The organism is Halopseudomonas sp. Lyrl_26 (genome assembly GCF_051948695.1).
GTDB classification, from domain to species: Bacteria; Pseudomonadota; Gammaproteobacteria; order Pseudomonadales; family Pseudomonadaceae; genus Halopseudomonas; species Halopseudomonas formosensis.
The window spans coordinates 125,425-141,890 of record NZ_JAYJLH010000006.1 but is presented as its reverse complement, the minus strand read 5'-3'; the positions used below and the strand labels follow the sequence as shown (position 1 = coordinate 141,890).

Genomic DNA, 16,466 nt, shown 5'->3' with positions numbered 1-16,466 from the left:
CGCGGTTAACCGAAGAATTTCTGGCCGTTGGCAGCCATCTCACGCAACTTTTCAGTCGGGTGGTACATGGGGCCAAACTCGGCGTATTTGTCAGCAATGGCCACGAACTCGGCCACCCCAATGGTATCGATGTAGCGCAGAGCGCCGCCCCGGAAGGGAGGGAAGCCGATACCGTAGATCAGACCCATGTCGGCGTCTGCAGCGGTCTCGACGATGCCGTCTTCCAGGCAACGGACGGTTTCCAGGCACAGCGGAACCATCATGATCTCGACGATCTCTTCATCGGTCAGCTCGCGCTGCTCCTGCACGATCGGCTTGAGCAGTTCGTAGGCTTCGGGATCGACCACCTTCTTCGGCTTGCCCTTCTTGTCCACTTCATAGGCGTAGAAGCCCTTGCCGGTCTTCTGACCCAGGCGGTTGGCCTCGTACATGACGTCGACGGCGGTCTTGGTCTTGTCAGCCATGCGATCCGGGTAACCTTCGGCCATCACATCACGGCCGTGGTGACCGGTATCCATGCCCACCACGTCCATCAGGTAGGCCGGGCCCATCGGCCAGCCGAATTTCTCCATGACCTTGTCGACGCGCTGGAAGTCGGCACCCATGCCGATCAGGCGGGCAAAACCGCCGAAATACGGGAAGAGCACGCGGTTGACCAGGAAGCCGGGGCAGTCGTTGACCACGATCGGGGTCTTGCCCATCTTCTTGGCGTAGGCCACGGTGGTGGCAATGGCCTTCTCGCTGGACTTCTCGCCACGGATGACCTCAACCAGCGGCATCATGTGTACCGGGTTGAAGAAGTGCATGCCGACGAAGTTTTCCGGGCGCTTCAGGGCCTGGGCCAGGTAAGTGATGGAGATGGTCGAGGTGTTGGAAGCGATGATGGCGTCTTCCTTCACATGCTGCTCGACCTCGGCCAGCACGGCGTGCTTGACCTTCGGATTCTCGACCACGGCCTCGACCACGATGTCGACGTTGCCGAAGTCGCCGTAGGACATGGTCGGGCGAATGGCGTTCAGTGCCCTTGCCATCTCGGCGGGCTTCATGCGGCCCTTCTCGACCCGCTTGCCGAGCAGCTTGGAGGCTTCGTCCAGACCCAGCTGGATACCCTCTTCGCGGATGTCCTTCATCAGGATCGGCGTGCCCTTGTAGGCGGACTGGTAGGCGATGCCGCCGCCCATGATGCCGGCACCCAGTACCGCTGCCAGCTTCACTTCACCGGCCAGCTTGTCGTACTTCTTCGCCTTGCTCTTGAGCGCCTGGTCGTTCAGGAACAGACCCACCAGGGATGCAGCCACAGTGGTCTTGGCCATCTTGGCAAAACCGGCTGCCTCGATTTCCAGTGCCTTCTCGCGACCGTGGTTGGCCGCCTTCTGCATGGTCTTGATGGCTTCCACCGGCGCCGGGTAGTTCGGACCGGCCTGGCCGGCAACGAAGCCCTTGGTGGTTTCGAAGGCCATCATCTGCTCGATGGTGTTGAGCTTGATCTTTTCCAGCTTGGGCTGGCGCTTGGCGCGGAAATCCAGCTCGCCGGCAATGGCGCGGCGGACAAGGTCCAGAGCCGCATCGCGCAGCTTGTCATCGGCTACCACGGCGTCCACGGCACCGGCCTTCAGTGCAGCAGAGGCGCGTTGTTCAGCGCCGCCGGCAATCCACTCGACGGCGTTGTCCACACCGATCAGGCGCGGCAGACGTACGGTGCCGCCGAAACCGGGATAGATACCCAGCTTGGTTTCCGGCAGACCGATCTTGGTGCTTTCAGCCATGACGCGGAAGTCGCAGGCCAGACACATTTCCAGACCGCCGCCCAGGGCCAGACCATTGATGGCCGCCACTGTGGGCACGTTCAGATCTTCAAAGGCGTTGAAGATGCGGTTGGTTTCGATGTTGGCCGCAACCAGCTCCTCTTCGGACAGCTTGAACGCATGCACGAACTCGGTGATGTCGGCGCCGACAATGAACACGTCCTTGCCACTGGTTACGATGACGCCCTTGATGTTGCTGTCGGACTGGATCTTTTCAACGGCTGCCTTGAGTTCGGCGAGGGTAGCCTGGTTGAACTTGTTGACCGACTCGCCCTGCAGATCGAACTTGAGCTCGGCGATGCCGTCGTCAAGGATTTGAACCGTGATGGCTTTACCTTCGTAAATCATCAACTGATCTCCACGCTGTGAAAGCACATGAGAAACACCGGTCCGACCCACTGCCGGACGGTGTCATGATTGTTCCCGATAACTATGAAGTGCTGCCTGCCTGGCAAATTCATACGCTCGTTTGATTCGGGTACGCACACCTTTATGGAAAACGCGGGCGTTGTCAATCTGCGGCGGGCAACTGACTACAAAAAAACACTATAGAGCCGTTACCTCGGGAAGTCAGTTCGCAGGGGGCCGGATCAGACCCCGCGCAGGGGCTGCAGGGCCGTCACCAGCTGGTCCAGCACGGCAATATCGTCCGGCTCGCGCCAGTACACCACTACCGAGAGACTCTGGCGGTCGATACCCCGCACCTGCTCGGGCAGGCGCTCGAGCACCTCCATGCAGTGCGGCGTAGCAGCCGAGCCGCTGAGCCACAACCAGCCCTCTTCCCCCCTCCGACAGCTGAACTCGGCATCCACCCGGCAGCGCTCCAGCGGCATGCGGTAGGCGATGCAGCCTGCCAGCTGGTTGACCCGCTGCGACTCGCGCAGCCACTCCACAGCCAGACCGCGCTGCCTGGCCTGCTCGCGCAGCCGGTGCAGGTGAAACTCCCGGCCACGGGGCATCAGCTTGAACAGACTGGAGATCAGGATGGCCGCCACCACGGCGACTATTACCCAGGTAGGCATGGTTTCGATTCCTCGTGAGGTTTTGCGTGGCCGCAGGCCGGTAAACTGTGGACCTGCCGGCAAAGACTGCTAAGATCAGCGAAAACAAGGAAGGAGAGACTCTGCATGCTCTACTCACATGTGCTGGTAGCTGTAGATCTGATTGATGAGTGTCGCGCCGTGGCCGACCATGCCCAGCAGCTGGCCAGGGCATTGGGCGCCAAGCTCACCGTACTGCATGTGGTCGAACCACTGGCCATGGCCTATGGCGGTGATGTCCCCATGGACCTGTCCATGCTTCAGCAGCAACAGTTCGAGCAGGCCAGGGAGCGCATGCAACTGTTCGCCGGGGATTACGGACTGCCCGAAGAGCAGATGCAGATTGCCTTCGGCCACCCGCGTCAGGAGATTCACCGGGTCGCCACCGAATTCGGCTGCGATCTGATCGTGGTCGGCAGCCACGGCCGACATGGCCTGGCCCTGCTGCTCGGCTCCACCGCCAACGACGTGCTCCATGGGGCTCCCTGTGACGTGATTGCGGTCCGCCTGAACAAGACCGAGAACACCTGATCTGACACGATCCTACCGTTAGAGGGCACCGCTGAGCCGGCTCAGCCGGCCATGTCCTCCAGTTCCGCCCAGCGTTCCAGCGCCTGATCCAGCTCGGCCTGCTTGCTGTCCAGCGCCGTCAGAACAGGCGCCGTCTGCTCATGGGGCTGCTGGTAGAACTGCGGATCACTGACCTGTTGCTGCAACGCTTCGAGCTCGGCTTCCAGTCGCTCCAGCAAAGCCGGCATGGCCTCCAGCTCGCGCTGCAGCTTGTAGCTGAGCCTGGGCTTGGCCGCCGGCGCTGCCGTGCGCGCAGGCTCGGTCACCGGAGCCGCTTGTACCGATTTCGGTGCCGGCTCATCCAGACGCTCGGCCAGCAGCTCGACTCGGCCTCCCTGGCGCAACCAGTCGGCGTAACCGCCGACATACTCCCGGACATTGCCCTGCCCTTCGAATACCAGCGAGCTGGTGACCACGTTATCCAGAAAGGCCCGGTCGTGACTGACCAGCAGCACTGTACCGTCGAAGCCCGCCAGTACATCCTCCAGCAACTCCAGGGTTTCCACATCCAGATCGTTGGTGGGTTCGTCCAGCACCAGGACGTTGGCCGGCTTGCTGAACAGCCTGGCCAGCAGCAATCGTGCACGCTCCCCGCCGGACAGGGCCTTGACCGGCGTACGGGTACGCTCCGGCGAAAACAGGAAGTCGCCCAGATAGCTGATCACGTGGCGGCGCTGACCGTTGATCTCGATGAAGTCGCGACCCTCGGAGAGGTTGTCGATCACCGTCTTTTCCAGATCCAGCTGATCGCGCAGCTGATCGAAATAGGCGACTTCCAGTTTGGTACCGTGCTTTACGGTACCGGAGGTGGGCTGGAGCTGGCCGAGCATCAGCTTGAGCAGGGTACTCTTGCCCGAACCGTTGTTGCCGATCAGGCCGATGCGGTCCCCCCGCAGCACATGGGTGGTCAGCTCACGGATCAGCGGCGGCTGGCCCGGCCAGGCGAAGCTGACCTTGTCCAGCTCGATCACCCGCTTGCCCGACGCATCGGCAGTCTCCAGCTGGAAACTGGCCTTGCCCTGACGTTCGATACGCCGTGCGCGTTCCTCGCGCATGGCCTTGAGTGCCCGTACCCGGCCTTCGTTACGGGTACGCCGGGCCTTGATGCCCTGGCGGATCCAGGCTTCCTCCTGGGCCAGCTTCTTGTCGAACAGCGCATTGGCCGTCGCCTCGGCCTCCAGCTGCTGCTGCTTGTGCTCGAGGAAGCTGCGGTAGTCCCCCTGCCAGTCGATCAGCTGACCGCGGTCCAGCTCCAGGATCCGCGTCGCCAGGGCCTGCAGGAACTGCCGGTCGTGGGTGATGAAGAGGACCGCGCCGCGGAACTCCAGCAGCACCTCTTCCAGCCAGGCGATGGTATGGATATCCAGGTGGTTGGTCGGCTCGTCCAGCAGCAGCACATCCGGCTCGGATACCAGAGCCTGGGCCAGCAGCACCCGCCGGCGCCAGCCGCCGGACAACTCCGACATGCTCTTGTCCGCCGGCAAACCCAGTCGGGTCAGGGTAGTCTCCACCAGCTGGTTCAGCCGCCAGCCATCCCGGGATTCCAACTGATGCTGGACCTTCTCCAGACGCGCCAGTTCGGCCTCGCCCATCTCGCCGGTAACCAGGGCATGGTACTCGGCCAGCAGTTCACCGACCCCGGCCAGGCCCTGGGCTACCACGTCGTAGACCTTGCTCGCATCCGCTTCGGGCAGCTCCTGGGGCAGCTGGCCGATCTTGAGGCCCGGGGCAAACCAGATCTCCCCTTCGTCCGCCGCCTGATCGCCGGTCACCAAGCGCAGCAGGCTGGACTTGCCGGCACCGTTACGACCGATCAGACACACCCGCTCGCCCCGGTCCAGCTGGAAACTGACCTTGTCCAGCAGTGGATTGAGGCCATAGGCCAGGGAAACGTCGGTAAAGGAAAGCAGAGCCATAACACACCTTTTTCAGATTCAGGGTCGCATTCTACCCGCAGGCCTGTGTAACTGCATGTTTATTGCGGCCAACGGCTTTGAAGGAGACATGCAAACAGCTAAGCTGAGCTCAGCCCCGGATCCCCCGGGCATTCAGACAAGCCAGTGTCAGGTCTCCCATATCTATGCTCATGCACGCGTCCTCTACCTTGCTCCGCGCCATCCGCCTGCTGTGTGTCAGCCTGCTGCTGCTCAGCCTGCCTGCCCAGGCTGACCGTCTGACGGAACAGCGCAGGCAGTATGATCAGGCCAGGGCGGCGCTGGAGCGCGGTGACATGGACAGATTCAACAGCCTGAGCAGCGCGCTGACGGATTATCCGCTGTACCCCTATCTGGTCATGGAGTCGCTGCGCAAGCGCCTGGACCGGGCGCCGCACGGTGAAATCGAGCAATTTCTCAGCCGCCATGGCGACCTGCCGGCGGCCAGCAGCATCAAGGCCACCTGGCTCAAGCGCCTTCGCGCCGAGGGGGACTGGCCCCGGCTGCGCCGTCACCTCGACGCGGACAGCCTGACCGCGGAACTGGAATGCCCGCTGGTCCTGCAGAACTGGAACGAAGGCAAGGTCGAGCAGGCCCGCGAGCGTGCCCGGGAGCTCTGGACAGTCGGCCATTCCCAGCCGGATGCCTGTACTCCGCTGTTCGAGCGCTGGCGCGCCTCCGGCGGCTTGACCGAAGCCGTAGCCTGGGAACGTATCCGCCTGGCCCTGCTGCACCGCCAGGACGCCCTGGCCAGGTATCTGCTGCGCTATGTTCCGAGCCAACAGGCCCTGGCCGAGCGCTTCGTCGCCACGGCGATCAATCCGCGCCTGCTGTCCGATGTGAGCAAGTACCAGCCGGGCGCCAACCAGCCACCCGAGCAGCTGACCGACATAGTGGCAGTCGCCCTGCGCCGCCTGGGCCGGGACGACGCCGGCGCCGCGCTGGCGCTGTGGCCGCACTATCAGCATCTGCCCTTCAGTGACGAGCAGCGCCTGGCCCTGACCCGGGATATCGGCGTGCGTCTGGCCCGTCGCCATGACCCCCGGGCCCTGCCCTTCATGGCCGCCAACGACCCCGCGCTGAAGGATGACACCGTCACCGAATGGCGTGGTCGGCTGGCGCTGCGCACCGGTCAGTGGCACAACGTACTGGACCTGACCCGACACATGCCCGAGCACCTGCGCCAGCAGAGCCGCTGGCGCTACTGGGAACTGCGCAGCCGCCAGCTGGCCAATTCCGCCGTGGGTGAACTGACCGAGGATTACGCCAGCCTGGCCGGCGAACGCGACTTCTATGGCTTCCTCGCCGCCGAGCGCAGCCGACGCCCCTACGCCCTGAATCACCAGCCGGTGGCGGTGGACGCCCGCGCCGCAGCCCGGGTAGCCAATACCGCCGGGATCATTCGCGCCAGGGAGTTTCATGCCCGTGGCGACTATCTGGATGCCCGGCGCGAGTGGTACCACGCCGAGCGCCTGTTCAGCCGCGAAGAACTGATCGCCCAGGCCGCACTGGCCCGGCAGATGGACTGGTATTTCCCCGCCATCCGCGGCATCAGCAAGGCCCGGCACTGGGATGACCTGGAGATCCGCTTCCCCCTGGCCTACCGCGAACCCATCGTCCGTCAGGCACGCCTGCGTCAGCTGAACTCCACCTGGGTCTACGCCATTACCCGCCAGGAAAGCGGCTTCATGACCGACGCCCGCTCCCATGCCGGTGCCCTGGGGCTGATGCAGCTGATGCCCGCCACCGCGCAGGAAACCGCTCGCCGGAACAATATTCCCCTGGCCAATACCAGCAGCGCGGTACTGGACCCGGAACGCAACATTGCATTGGGAACGGCTTATCTGTCACAGCTGTACAGCCAGTTCCGGGGCAACCGGGTGCTCGCCTCGGCCGCCTACAACGCCGGGCCCGGTCGTGTACGTCAGTGGACAAGGGATCTGCCGGCGATGCCCGCGGATATCTGGATCGAGACCATCCCCTTCGACGAGACGCGCAGCTATGTGCAGAGCGTCCTGACCTATGGGGTGATCTACGGGGAGAAGCTGGGCATCCGCCAGCCGGTGATGGAGCCGCACGAGAAATACATCGAGTAACGGCACAGGGCGTGCAACGCACGCCCTGTATTCAGCACTCAGTAGTAGGCATTTTCCGTGACCGAATGGTCGGTCACGTCACGCACACCGGTGATTTCCGGAATACGCGCAACCAGGGTCTTCTCGACCCCTTCCTTGAGTGTTACATCCGCCATGCCGCAGCCCTGGCAACCGCCACCGAACTGCAGCACCGCGATACCACCTTCAACCACGTCGATCAGCTTGATCTCGCCGCCATGGCTGGCCAGGCTCGGATTGATCTCGGTCTGCAGCAGGTAGTTGATGCGGTCATTCAGCGGGCTGTCCTCATTGACCATCGGCACCTTGGCATTCGGCGCCTTGATGGTCAGCTGACCGCCCATGCGGTCGGTGGCATAATCCACCACCGCGTCCTCAAGGAAGGGCTCACTGACCGCATCCACCCAGACCGGAAAGGCCGCCAGGGAGATGAGCAGATCCTCCGCCTTCTCCTCACCCGGCTTGCAGTAGGCGATGCAGGTTTCAGCGTAGGGAGTACCGGGCTGGGTGATGAACACGCGGATGCCGACACCGGTGGTGTCCTGCTTCGACAACAGCTCCGCCAGATAGGTCTGAGCAGCCTCGGTGAAGTGAATACCTGCCATGAAATGCCTCTCGGTCGATGACGTAATGCGTGTATTGTACGGGATAAGGCCCCCCGAATAAAGACCCACCAATTCACTTGGTTATTAATCTTTCGTATCCCTTTCATCAAGCTGAACCATCACGACAGGCCACGACGGGGCGTAGCAGTGCGCAGGCATGCACGTCGATGCAACCGCGTAAAACCGCGTTAACCCAAGCAGACACCCGCATCTGCTTGAATCAAATCAATAGCATCATGAGCTCCATTCATATCAGGCACGGGCGCCCGTCTGGTAGACTTAACCGTTTATTTCATTGCTGATCCCGGAGTTCCCATGTCTGACCTGAGTACCCGCCTGACTCTCCTGCACGAGGCCCTGCGCCAGCGCATTCTGATTCTCGACGGCGGCATGGGCACCATGATCCAGAGCTACAAGCTGAGCGAAGCGGATTTCCGCGGCGAGCGCTTCGTCGACTGGCACCGGGATCTGAAAGGCAACAACGACCTGCTGATTCTCAGCAGGCCCGAGGTCATTGCCAGCATCGAACGGGCCTATCTCGACGCCGGCTCCGACATCATCGAAACCAACACCTTCAACTCTACCCGGGTATCCCAGGCCGACTACGGCATGGAAGACCTGGCCTACGAGCTGAACTACGAAGGTGCCCGCCTCGCCCGCCGGGTCTGTGACGAAAAGACCGCCGAAACCCCGCACAAGCCGCGCTTCGTAGCCGGCGTACTCGGGCCGACCAGCCGCACCTGCTCCCTGTCCCCGGACGTCAACAACCCCGGCTACCGCAACATCACCTTCGATGAGCTGGTAGACAACTACAGTGAAGCCACCCGCGGTCTGGTCCAGGGTGGCGCCGATCTGATCATGATCGAAACCATCTTCGACACCCTTAACGCCAAGGCCGCCATCTTCGCCGTCCAGGGCGTGTTCGAGGAACTGGGTGTGGACCTGCCGATCATGATCTCCGGCACCATCACCGACGCCTCCGGCCGCACCCTGTCCGGCCAGACCACCGAGGCCTTCTGGAACTCCGTCCGCCACGCCAAACCGATCTCCGTGGGCCTGAACTGCGCGCTGGGTGCCCGCGAGCTGCGTCCCTATCTGGAGGAGCTGTCCAACAAGGCCGACACCTATGTCTCCGCCCACCCCAACGCCGGTCTGCCCAATGCGTTCGGCGAGTATGACGAAAGCGCCGCCGAGACCGCTGAACTGGTCGCCGAGTTTGCCCAGTCCGGCTTCGTGAATATCGTCGGTGGCTGCTGCGGCACCACCCCCGAGCATATCCGCGCCATCGCCGAAGCGGTGAAGGACATCGCTCCCCGGCAGATCCCCGATATCCCAAGGGCCTGCCGCCTGTCCGGGCTCGAGCCCTTCACCATCGATCGCAACTCCCTGTTCGTCAACGTCGGCGAGCGCACCAACATCACCGGCTCGGCCAGATTCGCCCGGCTGATCCGCGAGGAGAATTACACCGAAGCGCTGGAGGTGGCGCTGCAGCAGGTAGAGGCCGGCGCTCAGGTCATCGATATCAACATGGACGAGGGCATGCTGGATTCGAAGAAGGCCATGGTGACCTTCCTCAACCTGATTGCCGGTGAGCCGGACATCTCCCGGGTGCCGATCATGCTCGACTCCTCCAAGTGGGAGATCATCGAAGCCGGCCTCAAGTGCATCCAGGGCAAGGGCATCGTCAACTCCATCTCGATGAAGGAAGGTGTCGAGGAGTTCAAGGCCCACGCCCGCCTGTGCAAGCGCTACGGCGCCGCAGTCGTGGTCATGGCCTTCGACGAGCGCGGCCAGGCCGATACCGCCGAACGCAAGAAGGAAATCTGCCAGCGCTCCTATGACATCCTGGTCAATGAGGTCGGCTTCCCGCCGGAAGACATCATCTTCGACCCGAATATCTTTGCCGTGGCCACCGGTATCGAGGAGCACAACAACTACGCGGTGGACTTCATCGAAGCCTGCGCCTTTATCCGCGACCACCTGCCCTACGCCCTGACCTCCGGTGGCGTGTCCAACGTGTCCTTCTCCTTCCGGGGCAACAACCCGGTGCGCGAGGCCATCCACTCGGTGTTCCTGTACCACGCCATCAAGGCCGGCCTGAACATGGGTATCGTCAACGCCGGTCAGCTGGAGATCTACGACCAGATCCCCGAGGACCTGCGCAACAAGGTCGAGGATGTGATTCTCAACCGCCACCCGGGCGCCACCGAGGCCCTGCTGGCGATCGCCGAGGACTACCGGGGCGACGGCTCGGTCAAGGAAGTGGAAAACGAGGAGTGGCGCAGCCTGCCGGTGGACAAGCGGCTGGAGCATGCCCTGGTCAAGGGCATCACCACCCATATCGTTGCTGATACCGAGGAAGCACGCCTGCAATACGCCCGCCCCATCGAGGTGATCGAGGGGCCGCTGATGGCCGGCATGAACGTGGTCGGTGACCTGTTCGGCTCCGGCAAGATGTTCCTGCCCCAGGTGGTCAAGTCGGCCCGGGTCATGAAGCAGGCGGTGGCCCACCTGATTCCCTTCATTGAAGCGGAGAAAGGCGACAAGCCCGAAGCCAAGGGCAAGATCCTCATGGCGACCGTCAAGGGTGACGTGCATGACATCGGCAAGAATATCGTCGGCGTGGTGCTCGGCTGCAACGGCTACGACATCGTCGACCTGGGCGTGATGGTGCCGGCGGACAGGATCATCAAGACCGCCATCGAGGAAAAGTGCGACATCATCGGCCTGTCCGGCCTGATCACCCCATCCCTGGACGAGATGGTCCATGTCGCCCGGGAGATGCAGCGCCAGGGCTTCAACCTGCCGCTGATGATCGGCGGCGCCACCACCTCCAAGGCCCACACCGCGGTGAAGATCGACCCGCATTACACCAACGATGCGGTGGTCTATGTCACCGACGCCTCCCGTGCCGTGGGCGTGGCCACCACCCTGCTGTCGAAGGAGCTCAAGCCGGCCTATGTGAAGGACATCCGCGACGAGTACGCGATGATCCGCGAGCGTACCGCCAACCGGGCCAGGCGCACCGAGCGGCTCAGCTACGAGCAGGCACTGGCGGCCAAGCCCCAGTTCGACTGGAGCCAGTACCGCCCGGTGCAGCCCAGCTTCACCGGACGCCGGATTCTGGAGGACATCGACCTCAATGTGCTGGAGCAGTACATCGACTGGACGCCCTTCTTCATTTCCTGGAACCTGGCCGGCAAGTATCCGCGAATCCTCGAGGACGAGGTCGTCGGCGAAGCCGCCACTTCCCTGTTCAACGATGCCCAGACCCTGCTGCGCAAACTGATCGACGAGAAACTGATCCGCGCCCGCGCGGTATTCGGTTTCTGGCCGGCCAATCAGGTGGATAATGATGATATCCAGCTGTTCGACGACAACGGCAAGCCGCTCAAGCGCCTGCATCACCTGCGCCAGCAGACCATCAAGACCGACGGCAAGCCCAACTTCGCCCTGGCCGACTTCGTCGCCCCGGCCGACAGCGGCCTGACCGACTATGTGGGCGGCTTCATCACCACCGCCGGCATCGGCGCCGAGGAGGTGGCCAAGGCCTACCAGGAGGCCGGTGACGACTACAACTCGATCATGGTCAAGGCGCTGGCCGACCGCCTGGCCGAGGCCTGCGCCGAGTGGCTGCACCAGCAGGTACGCAGGGAGTACTGGGGCTATGCGCCGGATGAGCAGCTGAGCAACGAGGAGCTGATCCGCGAAAAATACCGTGGCATCCGCCCTGCCCCCGGCTATCCGGCCTGCCCTGACCATACCGAGAAGGATGCGCTGTTCCAGCTGCTGGACCGGGACGGTGACAGTGGTGTGACCCTGACCGAGCATTACGCCATGTTCCCCACGGCGGCAGTCAGCGGCTGGTATTTCGCCCATCCCCAGGCCCAGTATTTTGCCGTGGGCAAGATCGACCGCGATCAGGTCGAGAGCTACAGCCGGCGCAAGGGCCAGGATATCGAGGTCAGCGAGCGCTGGCTGATGCCCAACCTGGGTTACGACATCTGAAGGGAAGATCCGACGAGTGAGCCTTGTTCCCACCCATGATCGCTTCAGGACCATCGTCATGCTGGGCCTGCCGATCATGGGGGGCATGCTCAGCCAGAGTCTGCTGAATCTGGTGGATGCCGCCATGGTCGGCAGCCTGGGCCAGGCCGCGCTGGCCGGTGTCGGCCTGGGTGGCTATGTCAACTTCATGGCCATCGCCCTGGTCATGGGCCTGGGGGTCGGGGTACAGGCTACCGTGGCCCGTCGACGCGGCCAGGGACTGGTCGATCAGAGCGCGGAGCCGCTGAACAACGGTCTGCTGATCGCCGCGCTGATCGCCCTGCCCCTCAGTTTGCTGTGCTGGTTCAACGCCGAGGCCATCCTGGCCCTGCTCAGCGACGATCCCGAGGTGACGGCAATAGGCGCGGACTACTTCCGCTGGCGGGCACTGGCGATCATCGCGGTGGGCTGCAACTTCGCCTTCCGCGGCTACTGGAACGGCATCCGCCAGACCGGGCGCTATCTGCAGATCCTGGTGGTGATGCACATCTTCAACGTGGTCATCAGCTACGGCCTGATCTTCGGCCGCTTAGGTCTGCCGGAAATGGGCGCAGAGGGCTCGGGACTCGGCACCACCCTGGCCATGTTCCTCGGCACAGCGCTGTACTTCACGCTCACCTGGTTTCGCGGCCGCCGGCAGGGCTTCCTGCGCCGTCTGCCGCCGCTGGCCGAGCTGCGCCTGATGTTGCGCCTGTCGATGCCCAACTCCCTGCAACAGCTGTTCTTTGCCACCGGCGTGACAGTGCTGTTCTGGATCATAGGCCAGATCGGCACCGCCGAACTGGCGGTGGCGCATATCCTGATCAATCTCGCGCTGCTGCTGATTCTGCCCGGGGTGGGCATGGGCATGGCCGCCACCACCCTGGTCAGCCACAGCCTCGGCGCCGGGCAGCCCCAGGACGCCTATCGCTGGGGCTGGGATGTGGTCAAGGTCGCGGCACTGATGCTGTTCCTGCTCGGCCTGCCCTTCTGGCTGATGCCGCAACTGGTGCTGCAGATCTTTACTCAGGACCCCGAACTGCTGGCGCTCGGGCAGTGGCCGCTGCGCATCACCGGGCTGGGCATGACCCTGGATGCCACCGCCCTGGTCCTCACCCAGGCGCTGCTCGGCGCCGGAGCCAGCCGCATGGTGATGGGAGTGAATCTGGGCAGCCAGTGGTTGATCTTCCTGCCCTGCGCCTATCTCATCGGGCCGGTACTGGGCGGCGGGCTGCTGGCGGTGTGGCTGTTGCAGAGCCTGTACCGGGTCATGGCCTCCGTGATCTTTGCCATACTATGGAGGCGCAAGCACTGGGCCGATATCCGGTTATGAGCGCGACCTGTCAACTCCCGCAAGAGGCAGCCATGAGCGAAAACAACAAGAACAGCGGCAGCAAGCACCAGCAGCCAGAGGACAGTTCACCCCGCAACGGACTGGGCTTTCGACAGATGCTCAGCACCATACTTTTCGGCGCCCTCGGTGTGCAGAGCAACCGGGCACGGGAGCGGGACTTCAGTCAGGGCAAGCCCAGCCACTTCATCTACTTCGGGGTGGGCTTCATGCTGGTCTTCGTGCTGGTCATCATCGGGGTGGTGAAGCTGGTACTGCATTTCGCCGGGCGCTAGAATGTCCGGCTCCGGAGTCCCTGCGACTCCGGACTGCAGTCGGAAGCCGGGGCTCGGCGTCAGTGCTGGCTGACCCAGAACACGGCGGTAGCTACTGCTATCAGAATCAGGGCGACAGCGGCGAAGGCATCCAGCCCGCTGTCGGGGCCACCGCCGGTATGAGTATCCTGTTCCTGCATGGTGCGTTCCTCTTGTTGTTCGAATGGGAATGGAGTTGATCCGGCATGGATACTCCTGCCCTGACAGTTAAGACCACTCCGATCCGACGCACAAGTAATACGCATCGGTAATGAGCTTATGCGATATAAGCATATAGATAAACATTCCTTTTAAGCATAAAGGAAACCTGATATTGTCTGCCCGCCCCTGGAACCCAGTCGGGTGAAACACCGTTAGCTATGGGCCTTGGCCCACCAACAGGTTGTCAGAATGTACATTTACGACGAGTATGACCAACGTATCGTTGAGGACCGCGCCAGGCAGTTCCGCGATCAGGTACGCCGCTATCTCGCCGGCGAGCTTTCCGAGACAGAATTCCTGCCGCTGCGCCTGCAGAACGGCCTGTACGTCCAGCGCTACGCACCCATGCTGCGTATCGCCGTACCCTATGGCGTACTCTCTTCCCAACGTCTGCGCAAACTGGCCTATATCACCCGTCGTTACGACAAGGGTTACGCGCACATTACCACCCGCCAGAACATTCAGCTCAACTGGCCGAATCTGGAAGATGTGCCGGATATCCTGGAAGAACTTGCCTCGGTGCAGATGCACGCCATCCAGACCAGCGGCAACTGTATCCGCAACACCACCACCGACCAGTTCGCGGGTGTGGCCGCCGATGAGATCATCGATCCGCGGCCCTGGTGCGAGATTGTCCGTCAGTGGTCGACCTTCCACCCCGAATTCGCCTTCCTGCCGCGCAAGTTCAAGATCGCCATCAATGGCGCCAGGGAAGACCGTGCAGCCATCGGCGTGCACGATATCGGTCTGAATGCCGTGCGCAACGAAGCCGGCGAGCTGGGCTTCCAGGTGCTGGTGGGTGGCGGCCTCGGTCGGACTCCCATGGTTGGCGCCGAAATCCGCGCCTTCCTGCCCTGGCCGCATCTGCTGACCTATCTCGAGGCTATTCTGCGGGTGTACAACCGCTATGGTCGCCGGGACAACAAGTTCAAGGCGCGCATCAAGATTCTGGTCAAGGCCCTGACCCCGGAAGTCTTCGGCGAGAAGGTCGAGGCCGAATGGCAGAACCTCAAGGATGGCCCTGCCACCCTGACCGAGAGTGAACTGCAGCGCGTCAGCAAGTATTTCGTCAGCCCCGAGCTGGAAAGCTTCCCGGGTGACGACGCCGGCTATCTGGACAAGCGCGGCAGCGACAAGGGCTTTGCCAACTGGGCCAGCCGCAACGTGCACCCGCACCGCGCTCCGGGCTACGCCGCAGTGACCCTGTCACTCAAGCCCAACGCGGTTGCACCGGGCGACATCACCGCTGAACAGCTGGAAGCCGCCGCCGACCTGGCCGAGCAGTACAGCCTGGGCGAGATCCGCTCCACCCATTACCAGAACCTGGTGCTGCCCTACGTACGCCAGAAGGATCTGTACGAGCTGTGGCACAAGGCCCGCGAAGCCGGCTTTGCCACTCCGAACATCGGTCTGCTGTCGGACATGATCTGCTGCCCCGGCGGCGATTTCTGCTCGCTGGCCAACGCCAAGTCCATCCCGATCGCCCAGTCCATCCAGGAGCAGTTCGACAACCTCGACTACCTGTACGACATCGGCGAACTGGAACTGAATATTTCCGGCTGCATGAACGCCTGTGGTCACCACCACATCGGCCACATCGGCATTCTGGGTGTGGACAAGAAGGGCGAGGAGTTCTATCAGGTCTCCCTGGGTGGCAAGTCCGGCCGTGACGCCGCCATCGGCAAGATCCTCGGCCCCTCCTTTGCCGCCAATCAGATGCCCACCGTAGTGCAGAAGCTGATCGACGTGTATCTGGAGCACCGCACCACTGAAGAGCGCTTCATCGATACCTACGAGCGCATTGGCATGGACCCGTTCAAGGAGCGCGTATATGCGGCTGATCATTAAGGACAACCAGGTCGTCCCGGATACCTGGGAACTGCTGCCCAAGGAGGCCACCCTGGACCAGTTGACCAATACCGGCGACGTCATAGTGCCTCTGGCCATGTGGCTGGAGCACTCCCACGCCCTCAAGGCGCGGGACGGGCGCCTGGGCGTCTGGCTGGATGCGGACGAGGAAGCCGAGTGCATCGTCGAAGATCTGGACAGTTTTGCCGTGATCGCCCTCAACTTCCCCGTGTTCAGCGACGGGCGCAACTACTCCAACGCCCGACTGCTGCGTGACCGCTACCAGTATCAGGGCGAGCTGCGCTCGATCGGCGACGTGCTGCGCGACCAGCTGTTCTTCATGCGCCGCTGCGGCTTCAATGCCTACGCCCTGCGCGAAGATCATGATCCCCACGCGGCGCTGGCCAGTCTGCAGGACTTCTCCGAGGTCTATCAGGCCGCCACTGATCAGCCGCTGCCGCTGTTCAGACGGCGCTGAGCCTGCCACAGCACCGGACGCCCGTCCGGTGCCGTCCCCACCCAGCTCATCCTGCTTCCCCTTGCGTTAGCCCAACGACTGGATAACTTCAGCCCGGCTGACGATACCCAGAGCAAACGCAAGCGCCCTCCCCCGGACGGGATGGCGCGGGGCGACTGGCGCGGGGTAGACTTGCTCAGG

At 62.9% G+C, this 16,466-nt stretch carries 11 protein-coding genes; 7 read left to right on the top strand and 4 right to left on the bottom strand.

Translation table 11 applies throughout. The annotated features are described in order from the left end of the window. Positions 1-5: 5 nt before the first annotated feature. Entirely contained in the window at positions 6-2,153 is a 2,148-nt protein-coding gene (fadB, locus tag VF673_RS10040; RefSeq protein ID WP_440291836.1) for a fatty acid oxidation complex subunit alpha FadB, read from the bottom strand. A gap of 242 nt (positions 2,154-2,395) precedes the next feature. Next, the gene (locus VF673_RS10035; RefSeq protein ID WP_440291835.1) at positions 2,396-2,827 is read right to left on the bottom strand and encodes a hypothetical protein; all 432 of its coding nucleotides are present in this window, start codon (positions 2,825-2,827) and stop codon (positions 2,396-2,398) included. 105 nt (positions 2,828-2,932) lie between these two features. Between VF673_RS10035 and VF673_RS10030 the strand changes: the two genes are divergently transcribed. Then, positions 2,933-3,376, top strand: a complete 444-nt coding sequence (locus VF673_RS10030; protein ID WP_090536975.1) for a universal stress protein — start codon at positions 2,933-2,935, stop codon at positions 3,374-3,376. A gap of 41 nt (positions 3,377-3,417) precedes the next feature. Here VF673_RS10030 and VF673_RS10025 read toward each other — a convergent pair whose 3' ends face one another. Then, the gene (locus tag VF673_RS10025) at positions 3,418-5,331 is read right to left on the bottom strand and encodes an ATP-binding cassette domain-containing protein (protein WP_440291834.1); all 1,914 of its coding nucleotides are present in this window, start codon (positions 5,329-5,331) and stop codon (positions 3,418-3,420) included. A 164-nt stretch (positions 5,332-5,495) separates the two neighbouring features. Between VF673_RS10025 and VF673_RS10020 the strand changes: the two genes are divergently transcribed. Then, on the top strand, positions 5,496-7,445 hold the full coding sequence (locus VF673_RS10020; protein WP_440291833.1) for a transglycosylase SLT domain-containing protein: 1,950 nt from the start codon (positions 5,496-5,498) through the stop codon (positions 7,443-7,445). Between the two features lie 38 nt (positions 7,446-7,483). Here the strand turns inward: VF673_RS10020 and nfuA are convergent, their stop codons facing one another. After that, positions 7,484-8,068: a Fe-S biogenesis protein NfuA gene (nfuA, locus tag VF673_RS10015; protein WP_090536982.1), complete on the bottom strand. Its 585-nt coding sequence runs from the start codon at positions 8,066-8,068 to the stop codon at positions 7,484-7,486. A gap of 315 nt (positions 8,069-8,383) precedes the next feature. Here nfuA and metH point away from each other — a divergent pair, with 315 nt between their 5' ends. The 5 genes from metH (at position 8,384) to VF673_RS09990 (ending at position 16,286) form a co-directional block, all read left to right on the top strand. Then, a complete protein-coding gene (gene metH / locus VF673_RS10010; RefSeq protein ID WP_440291832.1) occupies positions 8,384-12,076 on the top strand; it encodes a methionine synthase in 3,693 nt (1,230 codons plus the stop codon). Positions 12,077-12,092: 16 nt separating this feature from the next. Then, positions 12,093-13,427, top strand: a complete 1,335-nt coding sequence (locus VF673_RS10005) for an MATE family efflux transporter (RefSeq protein WP_440291831.1) — start codon at positions 12,093-12,095, stop codon at positions 13,425-13,427. A 116-nt stretch (positions 13,428-13,543) separates the two neighbouring features. Next, positions 13,544-13,720 (top strand): DUF2970 domain-containing protein, encoded by a 177-nt coding sequence (locus tag VF673_RS10000; RefSeq protein ID WP_235818573.1) that lies wholly within the window; start codon positions 13,544-13,546, stop codon positions 13,718-13,720. Between the two features lie 429 nt (positions 13,721-14,149). Beyond that, positions 14,150-15,808, top strand: a complete 1,659-nt coding sequence (locus VF673_RS09995) for a nitrite/sulfite reductase (protein WP_440291830.1) — start codon at positions 14,150-14,152, stop codon at positions 15,806-15,808. Further along, positions 15,792-16,286, top strand: coding sequence for a DUF934 domain-containing protein (locus tag VF673_RS09990; protein WP_440291829.1), 495 nt, complete (start codon positions 15,792-15,794; stop codon positions 16,284-16,286). The genes VF673_RS09995 and VF673_RS09990 overlap by 17 nt, the downstream gene beginning before the upstream one ends. Positions 16,287-16,466 lie beyond the last annotated feature (180 nt).